The organism is Paenibacillus sp. CCS19 (genome assembly GCF_033239625.1).
GTDB lineage: Bacteria > Bacillota > Bacilli > Paenibacillales > Paenibacillaceae > Paenibacillus_T.
Map to the genome: position 1 here is coordinate 1 of NZ_BTCK01000041.1, position 23,851 is coordinate 23,851.

Here is a 23,851-nt window from a genome sequence, read left to right on the forward strand (position 1 = left end):
AATCCAATCGACCGCCTCCATCCGCGTTGGTCTTGGCGGGTTGCAATAAGCGGCGCCGTGCTCGCCAAGATACCGGTCGAACGCTTCTTTCATATCCGCGACGGCTCCCCGCTCGATCAACGCCTCGGCAAGATGCGGACGACCAATCTGTTCAGCGCTGTCCGCTTTCTTCCCGCTCCGCTCTGCAATGGCGATAATCTCCTCGAGCGTAATGGCAATCCCGAGTTCTTGCAGCTTCTCGATCATCATCCGATTGCGACGGCCGCGAAAGCTCTGCTGAGCCTTCATCCGCGCCTGCCACTTGGCATCGGATGCATTGCACCAGTAACCGAGAATATGAATATCGCGGCCATTCATGGCAGTGCTCAGTTCAATGCCGGGGATCACTTGAATCCCGATACGACCGCCTTCTGCCACCGCTTCCGGACAACCAGCCATCGTATCGTGATCGGTTATCGCAACCGCACGCAGTCCCGCTTCCTTCGCCAGTCTGACAACAACAGCCGGTGCATTCGTACCATCTGACGCCGTCGTATGCGTATGCAGATCCGCTCGTTCCTCTATAGCCATTGTTTCAAATCCCTCTCTCGCAAGAAAGTTAAGAACGTTACCGCAGAGATCGGCAGCAGCGCAGACTTCAGATGAATGGAATAGAAATGCCGCCTAAAGTTAACGTCTGCAAGCGGAACGACACGGATTAATCCAAGAGCCACTTCATGCTTAATCGAAGACTTGGATACAATCGATATGCCAACTCCGGCTTCGACTGCCGACTTCACCGCACCTGTACTCCCTAGCTCCATTACGATCTCCAGCGTGTTCGGATCGATATGCTGATTACGCAGCTGATCCTCCATGACCAGACGCGTACCTGAACCCTGCTCGCGCACGACGAACGGATGCTTCACGGCATCAGTCAGCGTCACCTTCTCCATCGCGGCAAGCGGATGGTTAGGGGCAACGATAAGCACCAGTTCATCGCTTAGCACTTTGTCCATCTGCATATCAGCGTGACTGACCGGCGCCTCAATCAGGCCGAAATTGAGCTGATTATTTATAATATCATCAATGATCTGAGCGGTGTTCATGACCTTCATACTGATAGAGATATGCGGAAACTCCAATCCGAATGGCCCTAGCAGTCTCGGCAAAATGTATTCCCCGATCGTCAGGCTCGCCCCCAACTGCAGACGTCCTTTGAGCTTGCTCGTAAAGGTAGACATCGCCTGATCCGTCTCTCGAATCAACTCGAGACTGCGCTGCGCATAAGGAAGAAGCGCGCGGCCCGCTTCCGTCAGATCAATTCGTTTGGTCGAGCGCTGCAGCAGCTTCGTGCCGAAGTAATCCTCCAGCGATTGAACCTGCATCGTGACCGCCGGCTGCGTCATATGAAGCGCCTGCGCTGCGGCAGAGAAGCTGCCTTTCTCCGCAACGGTGAAGAAGATGTGCAATTGATGAAAGTTTAACGCCATAATCCGTCGTTCCTGCCTTCCCGATAGTGGCTATATCTTTCTATTATACCGCAAACCACTAACCGTTACCGCAAAAGAAAAAGAAGCGCCGCTGCGGCGCTTCTTCGTAAACCAAATCACTATTTTCTCTTCCTGCTGTTCTTAATCAGCGTCATCCGACGAGAATGGCGAAGCCACGAGTAATAAGATTTCAAGTCACGAAGCTCAATGGTCTCCGACATTCGACCTAGGAATGTCACGACAATCATCTTGTGCAATGGATTGCCGATCAAATCCTTCTCTTTCTCCAGCTCCGCGAATTCTGCGACAAACACGAGATCATCATCAATTAAGTATACGTCCTGCTCATTGCGGTAATAAGATGCAACTCGTCCTTGTTTCAAGCATTGCCACATAAACTCGGCGATATCGGCGAAGCCGGTCTTACTGCTCTCAACGCGATCCACCCAACGACTCTTGGCATGATTGGTAATTACGACGTCTGCTACTTTCTTATCAGCCAATTCCACATAAAATGGTTCGTAAGTACTCCATCTCTCGGTCAACTTGTCTCTCATCCCGACTCACCCCTCCCCGGGAAGCAGGCCTTTGTTACTAGTAATATGCACGCTTCCATTCTATCATTCCGTTTCGATATTTCAACATAAAAATAAGGCAGAGCCAATATTGTTATAAAATGTATTACTTATGAATCAAGTATACCACATATAATTCACTTGGTTAAAATTAAAAATGTATAAAAAAATTCTCTGCGTCTTCCCGTCCGGAAAAGCGGCGCGCAGAGAATTCACTTATGGTTCGAACTGCTAAATACTGTAAGAACGAGTTTTGTCCGGCACTTTCTTCGCATACTCCGTCTTCAGTTCATTGCGATAGGATCGCTCCAACTTGCGTACGAAAGGAAGACGCGCAATATTACGCGACGTCTCCTCCGCACGATCCGCATCTACATAAATCACGACGTAGTGCATCTTCCTAGACATATAGTGCACGGTGCCGTATTTATCCAACGAACGGGCCGCCTTCAAATCCGACACCCATACAATATATCCTGTACGTTCCGACAACATGACGACCTTCCCCCTCTATCTCCGCCTGCCCATGAGCGTTAATGATAATGCTCTCTATTATCCGCAGCCGCCGCTTCCGCAGCCGCACGATCCTCCGCCGCCGCAGCCGCTCCCCTTCGGATTCGGATCGTTGCTCGGCACCTTCACCGTCTCGGATACCGAGTCTGCGATCAGCCTCGAAACGTCGTACAGCAGCGTATCCACTACCTGCTCCGCTGCTTTGAAGCTGCGCACAGCCTCGAACGTCTCAAGATGCGCTTGCGCCTCGCGTACGCGATCTTTGGCCGCATGATAGTCCGGATGAAATCTTCCGAACCGTTCGCAGTCCTGGAACTGCTCCTTCGCCTTCGCCAGCAGTTTGGCGCCAGCCTGGACATCGGCATCTTGGTCAACAACGGACTTCCAATATAAATAATCGGCGACTTCAGCCGAATGGTTAATTGCCTCTCCTAACTCATAGGCCATAAGAACTATATCGGTCATATCCAGATCCGACATGAATTCAGCTTCTGCAAACGAGACCGAATCCAATTCAAATCGCTCTTCAACCGTTGGCATCCATACACCTTCTCTCCAGTAAAATGTTTATACCTCTTTACTATACCATTTCAAAGGACAGAACGATAGAGCATGCTTACAGCGGGATGATGAGCCTCATCTCGTCCCACATTTCCGGCAGGAGCCGAACCGGCTCGTAAGCCTCTTCCGTTCGCAAATAACCGGCTACCGCCCATGAATCAAACTGATCATCAAGCCGTTCCGGGACGAGTTCAACGACTTTGCCGCCAGCTCGAAGCTGGAGCGGCGCCCCCCATGCCAAAGCTTGTTCGATCATCTGTCTTCGCGTCGACGGATGATAATGCCGCATTTGCGCTGTCCAAGCTGCAGGCCATTCCGAAGGAACCCCATCCAATCCTTCCTCATCGGGCAGTTGTTGATTAGCAGTTAACAGCTCATATAGATGAAGCGCATGCTCGTCGTAGATGAATGAAGCAGGAGCCGTCACATGAGAGCCCGCTCTCCTTCCCTCCGGCTTACGCTTGCGAGTAGAGCTGGATGCCGCCGGCTCTTGTGCTGACGGCTGCATCTCTTCAAGACGTGTCGGCGGCCATCCTGCTCTCTCCAGTTCCCTTCGAACTTGCGGTTCATCGCTTGATCGGATCACGAATGCAAGGTCGCCCAGCCGTTCAACCAATAGACCGGCTAAGCCGGCGCGACCTGCCGCTGCATCTGCAATTTCTTTGGAATCGCACCTTAGCAGCATCACTTGTTCAATCGTTGTACGCCCTGTCCGCGACACCCAATGCTCGATCGCATGTACAAGCTCCCCGGGCAACGGCACTTGACCAGATGCAAGCTGCAGCTCTTCTAAGAGCTTCTCCGCCGTATCCCCCTGTTCGGCCGCGGCCATCACCGATTGTGCAGTCAACCGGTAGATCGATACCGCGTCGTCCCGAACCCACTCTGCAATCTGTTCAAGCCTCCATCGAACTGCAAACGATACGCGTGGCGGAACAATAAGCTCTCCGTCAGGCAATACAATGACGTATTCATTATAGTCGCCATCGCCATCATCATCTTCAACAGCCGCCCACGGATCAATCAACCATCGGAACGTCCAGTTCCCTGCTGGATCTGATGACATGCAAGCCCAGCCACAAGCACACATTGCGTCGATCCATTGCGCCAATAACGGATGCAGCGGTTCATTCAACGGATAACTCTCATCTGATTTCAGCAAGAGCAGACCGGACGTAAACGCAGCCTGAACGGAACTTCGGAACCCGTATCGAATCGTTATCAGCCGCAGAAGTTCTGCTTCTCGGATATAAGGATCGCCTGCAAGCCAAGCTTGCAGCATGTCCTCCGACCAGCTCCAGCGTGGTTCCCCATCGTCTTGCAGGGCGACTATGCCAAGCCACGAGGCAGCATCCAGCGCTATTGTGAAGCCCAGCGGATATTGCTCCTGATATACGGTACGCAGACTACTGAACATCTCTGTGTGACGCAATGCCGTAATCGCCGCAATGTCAGCAGCAGTCTTCTTCGGAAATAGCCCTTTCGATGTCGTACCGAGTCCGATCGCATGCAGCGCAGCGTATGCGCGCACCAGTCTCCGACCAAGTGGAATGGAATCCGAGGTCCCCTCATCCGTAAAGCGCATGCTATTCTCTTCAGAGCCTGCCGCAGTGATCGAATCATACCCAGTCGTTAAATCTTCTAGCGGTTTATGTGAACCGAACGCCCGCCTCCATGCCAGATAACAATCCGCAGGCATGAACAGCAGCTGCTCCCCCCAAGACTTGCGGACCGCGAATAGAACACCGTTCATTCGCAGCTCGCGAATAGCAGCTCTAAGCTCTGCGCCAGCCAATCCAGCCTCTTGCACACATCGCGTTCGCAGCAGCTCTTCTTGCATCGGAAGCGGTCCTATTGCACGAAGCCAATAGCGCAGCAGCCGATCGGCAAGCGGCGACAAGCGGACAACGCTGCTGCGCAGTAAATCCGGACGCAGAACAGCGTCCTGCCACTGCCGCGCATGAGCGTCCTTCTCCCATAGAGGCGCTTGATTTAGCCGTGCAAGCTCTTCAGACGGGAGCTTCTTCAACAGCTCAGTAAGCATCATCGCCTATTCCCTCCTTCGCCGAAGCCGTAAGGCTGTACCGATACCCCTGCTCCATCATAAATCGCTGACGCTTCAGCGCATAATCGACCTCTACCGTCCCCTCTGTAACAAGAGAGTAGAAAACGGCGTCGCTGTGATCGCGTTTGGGCCGCAGCAGCCGTCCGATCCTCTGTGCCTCCTCCTGCCTGGATCCGAAGCTCCCTGACACTTGGACAGCTACCGAAGCATCCGGCAAATCAACTGCGAAATTCGCAACCTTCGATACGACGAGCACAGGATATTCCCCTCGCCGGAAGGAATCGTACAACACCGCCCGCTCCTCTTGATCGACTTCGCCTGTGAGCAGGGGCGCTCCGAGCTCTTCCGCAATTTGCTTCAATTGACGGATATAAGCGCCGATAACGAGAGCCGATCGACCTGGATGGCGGGAGAGCAGCTGCCGCACGATAGCGGTCTTATTCGGATTTTCGGCCGCCAGCCGAGCGCGCGAACGCGCATTACTTTCCCAATACGCTGGCTCGTCATTTAGCGGTACGCGCACTTCCTCGCAATGAAGCGAAGCAATATCTCCGCTTTGCTCGAGCTGTTTCCACGGCAGCTCATACCTCTTCGGTCCGATTAGCGAGAATACATCGCGTTCTCTTCCATCTTCCCGCACGAGCGTTGCTGTCAGCCCAAGTCGGCGGGTCGCCTGCAGGTCGGCTGTCATGCGGAATACTGGCGCAGGAAGCATATGAACCTCATCGTAAATAATGAGACCCCAGTCCCGCTCTCCGAACAGCTGCAGGTGGCGGTATTCCTGCTCTTCACCGTTCGTTGCCATCATATTGTATGTTGCGATCGTAATGGGTCTGATCTGTTTGCGCTTCGATGAATATTCGCCGATGGATTCGCTGTCGACAGTCGTTTTGTCGAGCAGCTCTTCCTTCCACTGATTCACAGAGGTCAAATTGGAGGTTAGAATAAGCGCTGCGCATTGCAGCCTTGCCAGAACGCCAATGCCAACCATCGTTTTGCCTGCCCCGCAAGGAAGCACGACAACTCCGCTCCCGCCGCCTGCATGGCGGTCCTCGAAGAAGCGGTCTACCGCCTGCTCCTGATAATGTCGAAGCTTAAACGAAGCGCCCTTCTTCGTTGACGCAGCCAGTGAGATGGATAAGGTCTCGCCGCTCCTATAACCTGCAGCATCGATGACGGGATAGCCAAGTCTGAGCAGCTCCTGTTTCATTACACCACGACGATCGGGATGTAAGGATAAAGTTGTACGATTGACCCTGTCGCCTGCCAGCGTCTTCAGCGAGGGCTCCTCCGTTATCTCCTCTATGATCGCCTCATCCCCGCAGAGGAGCAGCTGCTGGCCGTCCAATGTCGATCGTTCAAGCGTTAATCGCCCGTACCGTCCCATCGTTTGCTTGATGGAGCGGAGGACGCTCTCCGCAATCGGATAGCGGGCGCTTCGCTCCAGCGTGTCCGCGACTTCCTCTGGCTTCACGCCTAACGATGCCGCATTCCACAACGCTAGATTCGTTATTCGATAGGTATGCAGCGGACCCGCTTGTTTGACAAGCTCGGTGAATGTAGACAGCTGCTCACGGATGTTATCCCCACCAGCTGTACGTTCATCATAAAGAACCGTCAGATCCGATAGAACGATAATCGGTTTCGCTTTCGATTCCGTCATAACCTCACTCCGATTCCATCCAGACTCATTACTGGATTAGTTTCATATCCTGCTCCCCTTTTTATCCACTTCATCCGTTGTTCATTCGCGAAAGATGCACCTTTGTTCGATAAAGTTCATTTTTTTGCCATAAAACTGCATGAGAATCAGTACCTGTTATAGACAAAAAAAAGCAGCCGAGCTGAGCTCGACCGCTTCTTTCAAGTTTTTTAAATAACGTTTCACTATTCTGATGCTCGGTTCTCTGCCATGCCGATCATAAGTCTCGCGGACATCAGCATCGACCGCTCATCAATATCGAACCTCGGATGATGATGCGCATAAGAAGCGCCGCAAGATTCATTGCCTGCGCCAACGAACATGAAACAGCCTGGCTTCTTCTGCAAATAATAAGAGAAGTCCTCGCCGGCCATAATGAGCTCGGATCGCTGCACCCCATCCGCTCCGAACAACTGCTTCGCCACCTCATCGAATCGGGCAGCCTCGCCTTCATCGTTCACGACGGTTGGATAACCTTCGCGGTAATCCAAATCGATGCTTGCGCCGAACATCCCAGCTGTATGCGTAATAATCGAAGCCATCCGTTCTCTGATGAACTGACGAACTTCATTATTAAACGTTCGTACAGTGCCGTTCAATACCGCTTTCTCTGCGATTACATTCCCGGTTGAACCCGCTTGGAACGAACCGACGGTTACGACAGCTGGATTGATCGGATCGACATTGCGGCTTACGATCGTCTGCAGCGCACCGACTAAGGTAGCACCGGTTACGACAGCATCAACGGTCTGATGCGGTATGCCGCCGTGGCCGCCGCGCCCGTTAACCGTTATTGTGAATTCATCTGGCGCAGCCATCAATGCGCCTCCGCGGGATGCAGCGATGCCATACGGGAGCGGCGTCCACAAATGTACGCCATATATCGCATCTACGCCATCCAGCACGCCATCGCGTATCATCGCAGCCGCACCGCCTGGGCAAAGCTCCTCGGCCGGCTGGAAGATCAGCCTTCTCGTGCCTCGCCATTGGTTGCGATTGGCGGCGTACAGCTTCGCTATCGTTAATAATGTTGACGTATGTCCGTCATGTCCGCATGCATGCATGACGCCCGGTACAGTCGATGCGTATTCACATGATTTCAAATCTTGGATGGGCAGCGCATCGATGTCTGCACGGAGCGCAATGCAAGGACCGCTCTCCGCGCCTTCTATGTCTGCCACTACGCCATATCCGCCTACTCGCTCCGTCACCTTGCAGCCGAACGACCGAAGCTTGTCCGCAATCCACGCAGAGGTGCGTTCCTCCTGAAACGAGAGCTCAGGATGCCGATGCAAATATCGGCGCCACTCCACCATCTCCGTGTAGGCGCTCTTCAGTTCATCTGTAGGATCCCAATGTTTAATCATCCTGAATCCCTCCTATCCTAATGCAGTCTCGATTAATTATTAATTGTATCAGAACGGGCTTCCGCAAGGTAGTCATAGAACAAATTCATTTGACTGCCGGAAGGCTTGCGCGCAAAGGTGAAACATACTATCATGAGTTAAGAATAGATACTAAGAAATGGGCAAGGTTTGACAGCCATTTCAACTTTCTTTGCGAACTATAGGAGGTCAACTGCTAATGATTATCGAGAATACGGGATTGAACGGCATGACAAGCGACCTGGCTCATCTGGACGAATCGACGCATAAACTCGGTTTCGTAAGATGGCAATGGGAATATACGCGCGCTACATACGATCTGAAATTAGAAGATAACGCAAGCCACGAAACGTATTTCGTGCGCATCAATACGCATGCTGTAGAAGGCAAGCTGGAGAATCCGAATGCCGTGCTGTCGCTGGACGCTGTCTACATCGGCCGCGCAACGTTCCCGCACGGTCTGGATTATGAGTCGCCAGTGCCTAACCAAATTCTGAATATCGCGAATCAGCGCCTGCAGCAGCTTCGCGCCCTGCTTGCATAGAGGAGGCCAGATGAAATCAAAGACGGGATCCATATCAAAAGGGCGGCCTGATTTTTTACTGCTCGTGCTCATTTTGCTGCTTGTCGGCTTTGGTCTCGTCATGGTGTTCAGCTCAAGCTCCAATATTGCGGTCGCGGACTCGCGTTACAATTATGACGCACTCTTCTTCACGAAGCGTCAGATCATGTTCGCATTCTTCGGGATGTTCGGCATGTTCATATTGATGAACATGCCTTATCTGTCTTTTCAGAAGGGAATTGGCATGCTGTACGCCGCCGGATCCATCGGCTTGCTCGCGGCTGTGCCATATATCGCAACTGAAGTGAACGGAGCTCGCAGCTGGCTGTATATCGGAAGCTTCGGCATTCAACCTACCGAATTCGCCAAGCTTGGACTTATTCTGTATCTAGGCAGACTCATCGCGAAGAAAGGCGAGCAGTTCCGCGATTTCCGCCGAGGTCTGCTGCCGGTATTTATTATTCTCGGCCTCGTCTGCGGACTCATCATGGCGCAGCCCGATCTCGGCGGCTGTATGATCATTGCAACGGCAGCAGCCATCATGATGGTCGGAGGCGGCGCCAACTTCAAGCAGCTGATGTCCGCCGGACTCGTTGCCGCGATTGCTGCAGGATTGTTCCTCTCCGTATCGGCTATGATCAATCCCACAGGATCGGCGTACCGGCTATACCGTTTCACGTCGTACCTTCACCCGCTGGAGAATGCGCAGGGAACAGGCTTCCACCTCGTTCGGTCGCTGGGAGCGCTAGGACATGGCGGTTTGACAGGCGCAGGGTTTGGACAAAGCGTGCAGAAGCTCGATTATCTTCCGTTTCCGTACAATGACTTTATTTTTGCGATTATCGCGGAAGAATTCGGCTTTATCGGCAGTTGCGTCTTCTTGCTCATCTACCTGCTCTTCCTATGGCGGGGGCTAATCGTTGCGCTCCGCTGTCCGGATGTATACGGGACGATTGTAGGAACAGGGATCGTCGGACTTATTGGCGTACAAGCCTTCGTCAACATCGGCGGTGTTATCGGCGCGATACCGATAACCGGCGTCACGCTGCCGTTCATCAGTTACGGCGGCTCATCCATTATCGTCGTCCTGCTCAGCATGGGCATCCTGCTTAGCATCTCGCGAGAATATTACAAGACCGGCAAGGCGGATGCGCCCCAGACGATCAGGAAACAACAGAGAAACATAACGCTCTGATCAATATCTGTCGAAACAAATAACGCCCCGTCCTCCTCTGCCGCAGGCAGATCGAGACGGGGCGTTATTGTTGTAGGTCAATCGTTATTTCACACGAAGCGCTTCTTGATCGATTGTCTCTTCTTCCTTGAAAGCAACGCCTTCAACCTTCACATTCACTTCTACGACATGAAGGCCAGTCATGTTCTCGACCGATTCGCGAACATTCACTTGCAGCGAGCGGCATACTTCATGGATTGGAATGCCATACTTTACGATGACACGCAAATCGATTGCCGCTTCCAGCTGTCCGACTTCGACAGAAACGCCCTTCTGGACGTTCTTGCCGCTAAGCCGTTTCGCGAGCCCTTCTGAAATACCGCCGGACATTGCAGCAATTCCTGGCGTTTCCAACGCAGCTAGACCTGCGATGGTAGCGACGACGTCGTCGGATATCCGAATAAGGCCGGTTTGAAGTTGTTCAGTCATGTCGCTCTCTCCTCTAGTTACCATTTGATAATATTGTATCGGAACCGTGGTGCGGAAGCAAGCCGCGAACGCCGTCGAATTGGGGAAAGTTTACATACCAATCGATTTCCAGTATAGTAATGGGCAGACAAAACAATCCGTTCGATAACGAGGTGCAGTCCATTGAGACAGAAATTGTTTTTCACAGGTCTAATTGTCATGTTTGCGCTCAGTGCCATCGGCCATTTCGGCCACTGGGATATGACCGCTCAGTTCATCATTTCAGCCATTGCAATCGTGTTCGTTGCAGGCTTCTTGGGCAAAGCAACAGAGAGTGTCGCCCATTATGCCGGGCAACGGCTTGGCGGCTTCCTGAACGCAACGTTCGGCAACGCAGCAGAGCTCATCATTGCGATCTTCCTCGTTAAAGAAGGATTGTTCGACATGGTGAAAGCGAGTATAACCGGCTCCATTATCGGCAACCTGTTGTTAGTGCTCGGTCTTAGTATTCTGATGGGCGGTTTGAAGTACAAAGTCCAGACCTATAACATCAAACTTGCGGAGCACAATGGCTCACTCATGATACTAGCGGTTATTGGACTATTCGTCCCGGCCGTGTTCATCAAGATGGAGCACTTCTCCCTCGACAAAGATAAGCTGCTCAGCATCGCGGTTGCGATCATTCTCATTGTCTGCTATCTGCTCTGGCTCGTCTTCTCGATGATCACGCATAAGGATATGCTCGCAGATGAAGAAATGAACGCCGATCACGGCGAAGAGCCCGCTTGGTCGAAGACGACTTCCATCATTATGTTAGTAGTAGCTACCGTCATGGTTGCGTTCGTCAGTGAATGGCTTGTCCATACGCTTGATACATTCACGCACAAATTCGGCTTATCAGAGCTGTTCGTCGGCGCATTCGTAATCGCCATTGTCGGCAACGCGGCGGAACATAGCGCGGCAATCATGCTCGCAATGAAGAATAAAATCGGCGCAGCAGTTGAAATCGCCATCGGCAGCAGCCTGCAGATCGCACTATTCGTCGCCCCAGTGCTCATTCTTGTCAGCTACTTATTCAATCGCAACTCCATCATGGATATCGTATTCACCCCGATCGAGCTGACAGCTATCGGCGTGTCGGTATTTATCGCGAAGTCGGTTAATAAAGACGGCTCGACGAACTGGTACGAGGGCGTATTGCTTCTAATGCTGTACGTTATTCTGGGCTTCGCGTTCTACCTCGTCTAGACGAACTTAACTATAGCAATTTGAACGAGCGTCCTTTATAATGGCATTATCGGTGCGATTCGAGCAGCCGATATCCAATTTAAAGGCAATGCTACCTGCGCACAAGCACAAGGTACAACCTCGAACGTCATTGCGACGCTCCGACGGTTGTGCCTTTTTTTGTTTGATCATGTGATGTGCGCCATCCTAGCGGCTCTGCTGTGCCGCACGCGAGGAGACGATATCAATGTTGAGAGAAGCAATCTACCACCGGCCGAAAAATAACTGGGCGTTCGCCTACGATGCTGCACATATCTATCTGCGCATTCGGACGAAACGGAGCGATGTCACTGCCGTAACGGCTATTTACGGTGACAAATATGCATGGGAGCAAACGGTGCTGCGCTCAGAAATGCGCGTGTTTGCTTCTGACGAGCTGTTCGACTACTGGGAGACGGTCGTTAAGCCGCCTTTCCGTCGGCTTCGTTACGCTTTCGAGCTGACCGATTCCGAAGGAATGGTCGCTTACATGACCGAGCAGTCTTTCCTCGCTGAAGAGCCGAAAGACTCGCTGTCCTTCTTCGATTATCCATATATTAATCCGATCGACTTGTTCCAGCCTCCGGCTTGGGTGAAAGACGCGGTGTTCTATCAAATCTTCCCGGAACGGTTCGCGAATGGCGATCCATCCCTTACCCCTGCTAAAGCAGAGCCTTGGGGCGGTGAGCCGACGCCTAGCAATTTCTTCGGCGGAGACCTGCAGGGCGTCATCGATCATCTTGATTATTTGAACGAGCTTGGCATCAATGCCATCTATTTCACCCCTGTGTTCCAAGCGCCTTCCAACCACAAATACGACACGACCGACTATTTGAAGGTTGATCCAAGCTTCGGAACGAACGAAACGTTGAAACAGCTTGTAGAGGCTTGCCATGCGCGCGGCATCCGAGTGCTTCTCGATGCTGTGTTCAACCACGCAGGCGGTACATTCCCTCCTTTCTTAGATCTGCTCGAACACGGCTCCGACTCGCAATATGCGGACTGGTTCCATGTACGGGAGTGGCCAGTGGGCGTGTCCGAGGATGGGATTCCGAACTATGAGACGTTTGCCTTCGTTGCTTCGATGCCGAAGCTGAACACCGAAAATGCTGACGTAAAGCGCTACCTGCTTGAAGTGGCGAAATATTGGATCGACGAGATCGGTATCGACGGCTGGCGACTTGATGTCGCGAACGAAGTCGATCATGCATTTTGGCGCGAATTCCGTCAAACGGTCAAATCCGTTAATCCGGAAGCTTATATTCTCGGCGAGATCTGGCATGATTCCCTTATGTGGCTGCAGGGCGATCAATTCGATGCCGTCATGAACTACCCGTTCACGAACGCTGTGCTTGATTTCTGCAGCTACGGCAAGCTCGATGCCAAGCAGTTCGCAGACGCCATCGGCAGCCAACTGGCTGCGTATCCGCTGCAAGTGACAGAGACGGCCTTCAATCTGCTGGACAGCCACGATACGCCTAGATTGCTGACGATCTGCGATGAGAACGAGCAGCGTATGAAGCTTGCAGCCTTGTTCCAGCTAACGTTCCCTGGCGTACCATGCATCTACTACGGCGATGAGGTTGGCTTAACCGGAGGCGGCGATCCTGGCTGCCGCAAATGTATGGAATGGGACGAAGAGAAGCAAAATCGCGATCTGTTCTCGTTCTATCAGTCCTTGATTACGATGCGCAAGGAGCACGCTGCGCTGCGCGGCACCGGCTTCTCGTTCTTGTCCGCCGAGTCCGGCAGCCGAGTGCTCGCCTACGAGCGCCAGGAAGGCGATGAGCGCTTCGTCATTGTGCTGAACGCATCTGAAGACACGGCAAGCTTCGCCCTCCCTGCTGCAACCGCTGGAGCGCGCTGGGCAGATCAACTTTCCGAAGGTGCGGAATTGAAGTCGAACGGAACAGTTGCGCTGGAAGCATACAGCTATGCAGTGCTGCGTGAGCTTGCTTAAAGTTTCAACGAACGAATGAAATATGGATAACAAAAACACTCCATTCCGAGAAGAATGGAGTGTTTTTGTTACTGCACTATTTTACGATAACCGTACTATACGGCGGCATGTTAAGCGTGTGTGCCTCCAGCGTCGCGGCAGCGTCTGTCGCATGAGCAATACTTGCGAATGCACCATATACCGTCTCGTCGCTGATCGTTGCTTGAAGCGGCTTGCCCGTTAAGTTATGCACGACGAGCACTCGCTCGTCAGCCGTCATGCGCACGTATGCCGCGAGTCCTTTCTCGTCACCGAGCTTGAACTCGTTGATCCCTCCATCACGGAGCGCTTTGTCATCTTTGCGCCATTGAATCAGCTGCTTGTACCACTGCAAGAGCGAGGTCGAATCGGCCTCCTCCCGCTCCACAGAAACCTCGCCGCCTTTCGCGAACGTCGGTTCAATCCAACGCGCCTGGTCCGTACCATCGAGCGACGCGGTCCACGGCATCGATTCCCGTATACGTTCATCCGGCTTGCTGCCCGTTAAACCTAATTCCTCTCCATAATAGATGAAGGGATTGCCAGGCATCGTCAGCAGCATCGCAGCGGCCATGCGTGCATGATCCACATTTCCGTTCAATGCTGTCATAACGCGCTGCTGGTCATGGTTGCTCAGGAATGGCGCATCGACGAATGCTCCATCAGAAGCCTGCTTATACGCTTCATACGCCCTAGTAAGACCGAATGCAATGTCCGGATCCTGTTCCCGGTCCGCCCCGCTCAACAACTTCCCCGCGAGGTCAAAGTTGAAGCCGCTGTCGAGCGCATGATTCAGCAATGGTGCGATAACGGACGTAGAGTCCCATACTTCGCCTACAAGATAGACATCCGTCTTCTTCTGGGTGAGCCCCGCGCGGAATTCCTGCCACCATGCCTGATTGAGGTCTTGTACGTCCTTCGAGTGAATGGTTGAGGCGTAATCTCCATATATATGCTTGGCAGCGTCCAATCGGAAACCGTCAATGCCTTGATCAAGCCAGAATCGGCCAGCTTCGATCATGGCGTCGCGAACCTCTTGATTATCGAAGTTCAAATCTGGCATGCCGCCCCAGAAAATGCTCAGGTATCGATTATCCCCGCTTCCATGCCATGCGCTGTCCGCCCCTGCTGCACTGTCGGTCTGTACCTTCTCGTCCGCTGCCGCAAAATGGTACCAGCTCCGATACGGACTCGAAGCATTGGTCAGCGCTTCCTTGAACCAAGGATGCTCACTGCTCGTATGATTCACGACGAGATCCATAATCACTTTAATTCCGCGCTTATGCGCTTCCTCTACAAGACGCTTCAGATCGTCGACCGTACCATAATCCGACTCCACTTTCTTGTAGTCCGTCGTATCGTATCCATGATAGCTCGGCGATTCTGTAATCGGCATCAGCCAGAGGCCTTCGACACCGAGAGAAGACAAGTAATCCAGCTTGGCCGTTACGCCGTTCAAATCGCCGATTCCATCCCCGTTCGAATCTGCGAATGCACGTACAAACAATTCATAATAAACGGCAGAAGGCTGTTCATCGACGGCTCCCCAACTCCCTGCTTCCCCCTTGTCGGCGCTGTTTGAAGTTGTGCCGGCAGCTTCCTGCTGATTATCAGTCGAGCTCTTCGCAGGCTGTTCGGACGTTGCAGTCTCTCCGCCATCCCCACAGCCTGCAAGAAAGGACGACAGCAATAATGCTGCCGTCCCTGTATGAATCCATTTCTTCATATGCTTCTGCCGCTGTTTCATACGCCAGCCTCCTAATTAACCTTTGGACGCGCCGGACGTAAGCCCTTGCACCAGGAAGTTCTGCAGGAAAATAAACAAGATTGTGATCGGAATCGCAATGAGTACAGCACCTGCCGCGAACAGCGTAAAGTTACTGTTCTGGAACGAGTTGACCATATCCCACATGCCGACGGCGAGCGTCCACTTCTCCTTCGTGCGCAGCACAAGCCGAGCGAAAATAAAGTCAACCCATGCGCCTGCAAATGAAGTAAGTGCAATGTACGTCAATACTGGACGGGATAATGGCAGCATAATCCGTACGAAAATTTGCATATGGCTTGCACCATCGATGCGCGCCGCCTCATCCAAGCTGCGAGGAACCGTATCATAGAAGCCTTTGACCAAGAACCCGCCGAGCACGGAGCCTGCCGAATAAACGAGTACGATTGCCGTATGCGTATCGAGCAAATTGAGCTGCAGCAAGAAAATATAGATGGCAATAAGACTCATGAAGCTCGGGAACATGCCAAGCACGAGCATAACCGACAACGTTGTCTGACGACCTTTGAAACGGAAGCGAGATAAAGCGTACATGCTAAGCGTCATGAGGATGGTTGAGAATATCATCGTAAGCGTAGCGATCTTGAGTGTGTTTACATACCACGTGCCGTACTGGAACTGCTTATTATGGAACAGCTCCTTATAATGCGCGAAAGTAAATTGATCAGGCCACAGATGCTCGCTGTACAGCGACGCGCCTGGACGAAGAGACGACAGCACAACCCATAGCGCCGGGTACAACGCGCCGATCGCAATAATGATGAGAATGATGTAACTGATAGAGAGCCGTAATACGCTATTGCGCTTCCTCATTGGATCATATCCTCCTCTTTAAACGACCGCGAACGGCGATAGTTAATAATCGAGAACGTCGCGACGATTATGAAGATGATAATGCCGATCGCCGAAGCCATATTGAATTGGCTGAAGTTAAGCGTTAGGCTGTACAGCCAAGTAACGAGCAGGTCGGTATGGCCTGCATACTGGTAGTCGCCGTTTACTGGCGCACCGCCTGTGAGCAGGAAGATCACGTTAAAGTTGTTGAAGTTACCTGCAAACTGCGTAATGAGAATCGGTGCTGTCGAGAACAGAATGAACGGCATCGTGATGATGCGGAATTTCTGGAACGATGTAGCGCCGTCTACCTCAGCAGCTTCATACATATCCTTCGGAATCGATGTAAGTACGCCAAGAATGAGCACCATGGAGACCGGGATGCCGACCCACATGTTAACGACGATTACCGTTACCTTCGCCCAGAATGGATCCGTCAGCCATGGCAGCGTGCCTAGGCCAAACGCCTTCAAATATTGATTGATCGGGCCGAATTGACCGTTGAACAAGTTACGCATAACGAGCAAAGAGATCAACTGCGGAATGGCATAGGGCAGGATGAAGATTGTCCGCCACATTTTCTTGAAACGAATGCCCGACTGTTCGATCAGAAGAGCGACAAGTATGCCGCCGAAATAAGTCGTAACGGTTGCGACTACCGCCCAAATGACTGTCCATTTCAAAATGCCAAGAAACGTTCCGCTCCAAGATTTCAGCTGAATCAAATCAGCGAACGTCTGGAAACCGACCCAATCAACCAGCTTGGCCGGCGGTATATGTCCAGGCGACGAATAGTTCGTGAACGCCAGCATTATCGTAAATAAGATCGGCATAATGGTCAGGAACAGGACGCCGAATGCTGGTACCGACAGCAACAGATGCGGGAAGTAACGATCCGTCACAAACTGATAGCTCTGTACGATATTGTTCGGTTTGCCGCCTGTTTCTCTTAGTTTGCCGATACGATGCGCATCATAAATATTAGCGAGGTAGATACCGACAACGAGCAAAATAATCAATGCAATGATAAGGCCGTCTATCATCAAATAGACTGAATGATCCCCTTGGATCACCTTCGTAATTTTCCCTACTTTAACACGCTGCTGCGCTTGCTCACCAAGCGTAATCAATCCCCAGAGGCCATGACCTGCTCTCGGAATCAAATAAATAAGGCTCGCGATCTGTATGCACAGAAACAAGATGCCTTTGCCAAACTGGCGGTTGTACAGTTGCCCTAGTCCCATCGACAGCACGGATAAAACGGCTGCGGTCGCGCGATGACGTTTCATTCCCGTCTCGCTCCCCTCCTGCAAATTCGCTGCTTCATTTATCTATCTTTCTGGTATAAAAGCATCCCGCCGGGCCGAACCCGGCGGGTGCTCATCCATTGCATTTGCTTACTTATTTCGCGTTTACAGCGTTAGCGTCTTTGATTTGTTGTACTGCGTTATCAAGAGCCGCTTTTGCATCTTTGCCGTCATTCCAAACTTCGGACAGCGCTGCCGCCGCTGGGTTCCATACGTTACCCATCTCTGGAATCGAAGGCATTGGCTGCGATACTGCGAATTGGTCGAGGAATGCTTTGGATACTGCGTCGCCTTGGATCGAAGAGTCGCCGATCGCTTCTTTGTTCGCTGGGAGCGTACCGTTCATTTGGAACTCTTTGAGCTCAGCTTCCTTGCTTGTCACGAAGTTCGCGAACAGCTTCGCAGCTTTCGGATATTTCGTGAAGGAGTTGACGTACCAAGCTTTAACGCCGGAGAACGAAGTCATTGGTTTGCCTTCGATCGTCGGGAGCGGAGCTACACCATAATCGATGCCGGACGTTTTGTAGTCAGCCAGCGTCCATGGTCCGTTGATATCGATACCCAGCGTGCCAGCCGTGAAGAGACCTTTCTTGATGTCGTACGTTACGTCGCCCGTGTTCATTGGGAGAATTTCTTTGAGCGATGCGAAGAATTTAGCGCCTGCAACTGCGCCGTCGTTATTCAAGCCGATATCGTCAGCTTTCGTTCCGCCTTCGCCGAACAGGTAACCACCATTGGAGCCGAGGAAGCCATAGTTGAAGTAGAAGTTGCCGACTTCCCACATGATTGCATATTTGTTTTTCTTAGCATCGTTGTACGTTTTTGCGAACGTTACGATATCTTCGAACGATTTTGGAGCGCCTTCCGGGAAGATGGCTTTGTTATAGATCAGTGCATATGTTTCTACCGTACGCGGATAGCCGTACAGAATGCCGTCATAGGAAACAGCTTTCACTGCATTTTCTTGGCTTGAGCTAGTCGTTTCATCAGCGAACTGGTCATTCTCGAGTACGAGACCTGCAGATACTGCACGGCCAAGTTGGTCATTCGGGAAGTTAACGAGGTCGGCGCCGAGTCCGGCAGGACCGTCAGTCGTCAGCTTATTCACTTGGTCAGGCGATTCTACTTCTTCTACCTTGACTGGAACGCCATATTCCGCTTCGAACTGCTTCGCCATTTCGTCGATAAAGCCGCGTCCTGTTTTGCTGTCCCATACGACCAGGGTCGCTCCATCTTCTGGCGTCAATTGGTCATCAGCCTCAGCAGGCGCCGGATCGTCAGTTGCCGTCTCCGTCGTTTGCGTGTCCGTCGACGTCTGTGTTTCTGTCGTCGTCGTGTTGTTGTCATCTTTGCCACCGCCGCCGCAAGCCGCCAACATAAATACCATCGTACCAATCGCCATCAATCCAACCCATCTCTTCATCGAAAAGAACCCCTCTCCTATTGTTGATTCCGAACAGATCCGCGTCTTGCCTACAACTTAGCTGCTAGCTACGAGACGTGCACAGGCACAGTCTGTTTCCGTTGCATTCAGCATGCAGCAATGTGCAAACGTTTGTTCAACCGTGTGCACTCTGCCGTCTGAATGGAAGAAAACAGCTGTAATTCCGACTGTTTTACCGCTCATTCCAGCATGTAAGCGTTCTATTCACGTCCTCATCATACACGACAGCGCCCACCTTTGTAAAAACGTTTGCACAAGCTGTTTTGGATGATTTTGTTTCAAAAATGGTATAAAACCCCCTCATATCTCCCGTTTCCTTAACTATTCAACCGATTTCATCACCCAACCACGGTCAATCAGCCTGTCTATTTACAATCCCGTCATCTTGGATTAACATAAGGTGCAGCAAGATTACAAACGATTGCACAGAAAGGCTGTTGTCGTCATGGTAACGATTAAAGATATCGCCAAGCTGGCTGGCGTGTCCCCGTCCACCGTATCGCGCGTTGTTTCGAATCATCCGCGCATCAGTCTGGACACCTCGCGCAAAGTAAAACAAATAATGGATGAGCTAGGTTATCATCCGAATATGATGGCCAAGAGTCTCGTATCGAAGACGACGAATACGCTCGCGATCTTGCTTCCAAGACCTGCAGAGGAGCTGTTCCAGAACGATTTCTTCGGCGAGCTGCTTCGCGGCATACTGACGCAAGCGAACCGGGCGGGTTATGATATGCTGCTTACAACAGCAACCGGCGAGCATGATGAGATCGAAACCGTATCGCGGCTTGTACGCGGACGACGTGTAGACGGCATCATTCTGTTAAGCTCAAGAGTGAACGATCCGATTGTCGCTTTCCTGGCCAGCTCGGAGTTCCCATTCGTATTGATTGGCAGAAGCGAATCCCATCCGGATGTCCTGTCGATTAACAATGACAATAAACAAGCTGCCTATGATGCTACCGTGCATTTGATTACGCAAGGCCATGAAAGGATCGGCTTTGTCAGCGGTCCCGCTAATCTGACGGTTTCGAACGATCGTCTGCAAGGGTATCGCCAAGCGCTTGAAGCACACAAGCTTCCGATTCGTTCAGACTGGACGGTAGAGGGCGAGTTTCTGCAAGAAAGCGGTTACCGCGCAATGTCACTTATTATGAGCTTGCCTGAACGGCCATCTGCATTAGTCGTAATCGATGATGTTGTTGCCTTCGGGGTTCTTAGAGGATTGAATGAGCTGGGCTACAAGGTGCCTGACGATATCAGCCTTGTCAGCTTCAACAATATATCGCTGTCCGAGCTTGCGACGCCACCGATCAGTTCGATCGATATCGGCACCTACCAGCTTGGTTATACGGCGGCGCAAACGTTGGTTCGTGCGATCAACGAAGAGACCATTCACCAGAAGCAGCTCATTATTCCGCACCGACTGATGGTCCGCGAATCTTCGCTTACAACGATAAAGAGAGGTTGAAATCTATATGAAACCAAATAAACCTTATTTGATTGATGCAATTGTCGGCAATGGCAAGATGCTCGCCGCTTTCGGGCGGACGGGCACGCTGTACCGGCTGTGGTGGCCCCACATCGATTTCCCTCAACATGCCGATGCCGTTCGCAGCGGCATCCGCTTCCATGGACAGACGGAATGGCTCGACAACGCGAGCAGCTGGACGCATACGGCTGAATATGTTGAGAAAACGAATATTTTCAACGTTCAATCTGCCAGCAGCAGCCATCCGGTCGCCATTCAAAGCCGTTATTTTGCCGTACCTGAACGCGACCTTCTCGTGATGGAGCATACATTCACGAATACCGGGGATCAGTCTATCGATTTCGAGTGGCTCATTCATTCCTCCTTCCATGTATGCGAGAGCGAGCTCTACAATACGACGATGTTCGAACCATCGCACGATGCATTGGTGCATTACCGCAGCAATCATTTTTTTGCGGTCTCGAGTGCAAACGTATGCACTAAATTCCAAGCCGGCCATGCATGGCACGGTGCACAACATGGCGAGTTGCATGGTTCGCTCATCGACATGCAGCCGGACGGTGCGCTTGCTTGGTCGATCCAGGCGCTTGCTCCTGGCGAATCTACATCCCTTCCTGTCTATATCGCAGCAGGCCATGACCGCTCATCTGCTTATGGAGCATTGACCGAAGCCAAGAGCAAACCGTCATCCGAATGGGTACAGTTAACGGTCGACTACTGGCACCGTTACTTGGAAGCAGCCGCACCTTGTCCAACGGATCGCGCTGATGTGAAGCGTCTGTATGAGCGTTCGCAATTGATGTTCAAGCTGATGTCCGACGAACAGACCGGCAGTATCGTTGCTGCGCCGGAATTCGATGAAACATTCTCCCGCTGCGGCGGATATGCGTATTGCTGGGGTCGAGATGCTGCCTTTATTACGACAGCAATCGATAAAGCTGGTCTCCACTCGCTGTCTGATTCCTTCTATGAATGGGCATTGACCGCACAAGATGAAGATGGATCGTGGCAGCAGCGGCATTATCATGATGGTTCGCTTGCACCTCAATGGGGCTTACAGATTGATGAAGGCGCTTCGATCATCTGGGGAATGTGGCAGCACTATACAACCAACAACAACCAGGCATTTGCCGATCGTGTATGGCCAGCCGTACAGAAAGGCGCAGACTTCCTGCTGCAATTCATTGATCCTGAGACAAATCTGCCTCTCCCTAGCAATGATCTATGGGAAGAGCGTCATGCGGAGCATACGTACTCGGCTGCAGCCGTGTTCGGCGCACTTCGTGCCGCTGCTTCATTCGGACGTCTGCAAGGCGATCAAGCCCGTGCACAACAGTGGGACGAGGCCGCTGATCGGATGGCCGCTGCAATCAGTACCGACTGCTGGAATGAAAACAAAGGCAGCTTCTACCGCGGCCGCAAGCTGACGGTGCCAGCTCCCCGCTACGCTGAAGAAATCGCGAAAGGCGCTGCAGGCACGATCGAACCCGGACTCAAAAACTATTCCCGTCATGTACTCGAATTTGATCCCATTGTCGATATCAGTTTGCTAGGTCTATCCATTCCGTTCGCAGCCGTATCCGCTGATGATCCGCGAATGGCTCAAACGGCGAATACGATCGAACAGTTGCTGACCGTCCCTGGCGTCGGCGGTATTAAACGTTACGAGGACGACAACTATATTGGCGGCAATCCATGGATTCTGACGACTCTCTGGCTTGCGCATTATCGGATCGAGACTGGCGAATACGAAGCTGCGCACAAGCTGCTGCAATGGGCAATTGACCATCAAACCGAAACAGGCTTGCTGCCAGAGCAAATCGATAAGACGACAGGCGCTACCGCTTGGGTCGTACCGCTTACTTGGTCGCACGCGATGTTCATTCTTGCCGTGACGATGCTTGCTGAGCGCGGGCAGCTCTAATTCATTTCTTATGCTATAAAAGCCTCCACCCTTGTTCTTAAGGGACGGAGGCTTTTTGTCATACGGCGATTTATTTGACTGCAGCAATAATGAGAAACATCGGTCTCCGGAGTTCGTCCTTCATGCCGGGTATATGCATCATCGCTGCCGATGGTTCAGGCTCCTTCACGGCGGCAATACGGAAACCTGCTTGGATGAGCGAATTCATATAAGTGGACACCGTGCGATGATATTTGATGACATGATCCGTCAAGAACGAAGTGTCGCGCAACCCTTCCGACTGATAGCGGTCAACGGGCCAATGCAGCCGATTACCCTTCTCGTCATAAATCCAATCCTGCTCGTCCCGCGCCGTAAAGATCGGATGCTCGACCGAGAATAGGAACGTCCCTTCTGGCGCCATGCAATCATACACCTTGGCACAAACATCATCAAACGTTTGAATATAATGGAACGCAAGCGAGCTAATGACAACGTCGAAGCGATTCTTCTCGAAGTCGATCTCTTCAATCGAACGATTCAAATACGTGATGCGAGGATCATCCGTCATCTCCTGCGCCCGCTTCAGCATATTAGCCGAAATATCCACGCCGACGACCTCGCTCGCCTGCTGCTCGCGCGCATAGCGGCAATGCCACCCGAAGCCGCAGCCTAGGTCGAGAACGCGCTTCCCGCTCAGCTCCGGCAGCAGCGCCTGCAGTACATGCCACTCACCGGCTGCCTTTAATCCATCTATCGATCTAGGCATTTGTTCATAGGCAGAGAAGAACGTTTGGTCATCATATTTATTTTGTTTCATATTGTCTATCATCTCCTGGGCACAAAAAAAGCAGTCTCGGTCGTCCGAGACTACTTCTTGTTATTCAAAGCTTCGTAAAGTTTGGCCAAATTGCGTTCAAGCTTGCTCACAATGTTTCGACCTACCATCTCATCGACGAGTCCGGCACGCACTGCGAAGTCCACTTCACGGGAGAAGCCATACATTTGCGTGTCCAATACTTCTTCATACAGCGGACATTGGCGCGTGGTCAAGTTCTCCATCTGAACTTCGATCAGCTTTTCGATTTTATTAGCATCTTCCTCAAGAAGATTGAGCGCTTTCTGGTGCAAATTATCCATAACATCCGGTGAAGACATCGTATTCCCCCCTGTGTGCGTTCTTCGCCGTCTTCTATAAACCCTTCCTTTATATTAGACGAAAAACAAAAGAAGTACAAGGAGGAAACAGAAGGCGAAACGGCTGTCACCTTCATATGGAAGCGCATAACGTTACATTCCGGTGACATGAAATGAAGAATTGTATGTTCATGAGAATGAATAAAGCGCCCCATAGGGACGCTTTA

At 51.9% G+C, this 23,851-nt stretch carries 21 protein-coding genes; 6 read left to right on the forward strand and 15 right to left on the reverse strand.

Translation table 11 applies throughout. The features are described from left to right. From SBI19_RS22825 to SBI19_RS22860, 8 genes are all read right to left on the reverse strand, one after another. On the reverse strand, window positions 1–570 hold a 570-nt coding region (locus SBI19_RS22825; RefSeq protein ID WP_317971834.1), incomplete at its 3' end, for a PHP domain-containing protein. Next, complete coding sequence (locus tag SBI19_RS22830) at window positions 561–1,472, reverse strand: selenium metabolism-associated LysR family transcriptional regulator (protein ID WP_317971835.1); 912 nt, start codon at window positions 1,470–1,472, stop codon at window positions 561–563. The genes SBI19_RS22825 and SBI19_RS22830, both read right to left, overlap by 10 nt. A gap of 119 nt (window positions 1,473–1,591) precedes the next feature. Continuing rightward, entirely contained in the window at window positions 1,592–2,029 is a 438-nt protein-coding gene (locus tag SBI19_RS22835; RefSeq protein WP_317971836.1) for a hypothetical protein, read from the reverse strand. A 249-nt stretch (window positions 2,030–2,278) separates the two neighbouring features. Next, entirely contained in the window at window positions 2,279–2,542 is a 264-nt protein-coding gene (locus SBI19_RS22840; RefSeq protein ID WP_317971837.1) for a YlbG family protein, read from the reverse strand. A 57-nt stretch (window positions 2,543–2,599) separates the two neighbouring features. Further along, entirely contained in the window at window positions 2,600–3,100 is a 501-nt protein-coding gene (locus SBI19_RS22845) for a YlbF/YmcA family competence regulator (RefSeq protein ID WP_317971838.1), read from the reverse strand. Window positions 3,101–3,176: 76 nt separating this feature from the next. Then, the gene (locus SBI19_RS22850; protein WP_317971839.1) at window positions 3,177–5,168 is read right to left on the reverse strand and encodes a helicase-associated domain-containing protein; all 1,992 of its coding nucleotides are present in this window, start codon (window positions 5,166–5,168) and stop codon (window positions 3,177–3,179) included. Beyond that, entirely contained in the window at window positions 5,155–6,849 is a 1,695-nt protein-coding gene (locus SBI19_RS22855) for a DNA repair helicase XPB (RefSeq protein WP_317971840.1), read from the reverse strand. The genes SBI19_RS22850 and SBI19_RS22855 overlap by 14 nt, the downstream gene beginning before the upstream one ends. A gap of 224 nt (window positions 6,850–7,073) precedes the next feature. Further along, window positions 7,074–8,255, reverse strand: a complete 1,182-nt coding sequence (locus SBI19_RS22860; RefSeq protein WP_317971841.1) for a M20 metallopeptidase family protein — start codon at window positions 8,253–8,255, stop codon at window positions 7,074–7,076. A gap of 217 nt (window positions 8,256–8,472) precedes the next feature. Between SBI19_RS22860 and SBI19_RS22865 the strand changes: the two genes are divergently transcribed. Further along, window positions 8,473–8,817 carry a YugN family protein gene (locus SBI19_RS22865; protein WP_317971842.1) on the forward strand — a complete coding sequence of 115 codons (345 nt, stop codon included), beginning with the start codon at window positions 8,473–8,475 and terminating at the stop codon, window positions 8,815–8,817. A 10-nt stretch (window positions 8,818–8,827) separates the two neighbouring features. After that, complete coding sequence (locus tag SBI19_RS22870) at window positions 8,828–10,030, forward strand: FtsW/RodA/SpoVE family cell cycle protein (RefSeq protein WP_317971843.1); 1,203 nt, start codon at window positions 8,828–8,830, stop codon at window positions 10,028–10,030. An 84-nt stretch (window positions 10,031–10,114) separates the two neighbouring features. On the opposite strand, the gene SBI19_RS22875 is transcribed toward SBI19_RS22870, so the two are convergent. Further along, window positions 10,115–10,498, reverse strand: coding sequence for an Asp23/Gls24 family envelope stress response protein (locus tag SBI19_RS22875; protein WP_317971844.1), 384 nt, complete (start codon window positions 10,496–10,498; stop codon window positions 10,115–10,117). Window positions 10,499–10,660: 162 nt separating this feature from the next. On the opposite strand from SBI19_RS22875, the gene cax reads away from it, so the two are divergent. After that, window positions 10,661–11,725, forward strand: a complete 1,065-nt coding sequence (gene cax / locus SBI19_RS22880; RefSeq protein ID WP_317971845.1) for a calcium/proton exchanger — start codon at window positions 10,661–10,663, stop codon at window positions 11,723–11,725. Window positions 11,726–11,951: 226 nt separating this feature from the next. Then, window positions 11,952–13,703 carry an alpha-glycosidase gene (locus SBI19_RS22885; RefSeq protein WP_317971846.1) on the forward strand — a complete coding sequence of 584 codons (1,752 nt, stop codon included), beginning with the start codon at window positions 11,952–11,954 and terminating at the stop codon, window positions 13,701–13,703. Between the two features lie 76 nt (window positions 13,704–13,779). Here the strand turns inward: SBI19_RS22885 and SBI19_RS22890 are convergent, their stop codons facing one another. The 4 genes from SBI19_RS22890 to SBI19_RS22905 form a co-directional block, all read right to left on the reverse strand. Continuing rightward, window positions 13,780–15,468 carry an alpha-amylase family glycosyl hydrolase gene (locus SBI19_RS22890; protein ID WP_317971847.1) on the reverse strand — a complete coding sequence of 563 codons (1,689 nt, stop codon included), beginning with the start codon at window positions 15,466–15,468 and terminating at the stop codon, window positions 13,780–13,782. A gap of 15 nt (window positions 15,469–15,483) precedes the next feature. Continuing rightward, entirely contained in the window at window positions 15,484–16,320 is an 837-nt protein-coding gene (locus SBI19_RS22895; protein WP_317971848.1) for a sugar ABC transporter permease, read from the reverse strand. Further along, window positions 16,317–17,630: a carbohydrate ABC transporter permease gene (locus tag SBI19_RS22900; protein ID WP_317971849.1), complete on the reverse strand. Its 1,314-nt coding sequence runs from the start codon at window positions 17,628–17,630 to the stop codon at window positions 16,317–16,319. The genes SBI19_RS22895 and SBI19_RS22900 overlap by 4 nt, the downstream gene beginning before the upstream one ends. Before the next feature lie 112 nt (window positions 17,631–17,742). Beyond that, window positions 17,743–19,071, reverse strand: coding sequence for a sugar ABC transporter substrate-binding protein (locus SBI19_RS22905; RefSeq protein WP_317971850.1), 1,329 nt, complete (start codon window positions 19,069–19,071; stop codon window positions 17,743–17,745). Window positions 19,072–19,537: 466 nt separating this feature from the next. Between SBI19_RS22905 and SBI19_RS22910 the strand changes: the two genes are divergently transcribed. Together SBI19_RS22910 and SBI19_RS22915 are read left to right on the forward strand one after the other, a co-directional pair. Continuing rightward, window positions 19,538–20,563, forward strand: coding sequence for a LacI family DNA-binding transcriptional regulator (locus SBI19_RS22910; protein WP_317971851.1), 1,026 nt, complete (start codon window positions 19,538–19,540; stop codon window positions 20,561–20,563). A 7-nt stretch (window positions 20,564–20,570) separates the two neighbouring features. Further along, window positions 20,571–22,508, forward strand: a complete 1,938-nt coding sequence (locus tag SBI19_RS22915; protein WP_317971852.1) for a glycoside hydrolase family 15 protein — start codon at window positions 20,571–20,573, stop codon at window positions 22,506–22,508. Between the two features lie 70 nt (window positions 22,509–22,578). Here SBI19_RS22915 and SBI19_RS22920 read toward each other — a convergent pair whose 3' ends face one another. Continuing rightward, window positions 22,579–23,307 carry a class I SAM-dependent methyltransferase gene (locus SBI19_RS22920; RefSeq protein ID WP_317971853.1) on the reverse strand — a complete coding sequence of 243 codons (729 nt, stop codon included), beginning with the start codon at window positions 23,305–23,307 and terminating at the stop codon, window positions 22,579–22,581. Between the two features lie 50 nt (window positions 23,308–23,357). Next, window positions 23,358–23,645 (reverse strand): Fpa/YlaN family protein, encoded by a 288-nt coding sequence (locus SBI19_RS22925; RefSeq protein ID WP_317971854.1) that lies wholly within the window; start codon window positions 23,643–23,645, stop codon window positions 23,358–23,360. Between the last annotated feature and the right edge of the window lie 206 nt (window positions 23,646–23,851).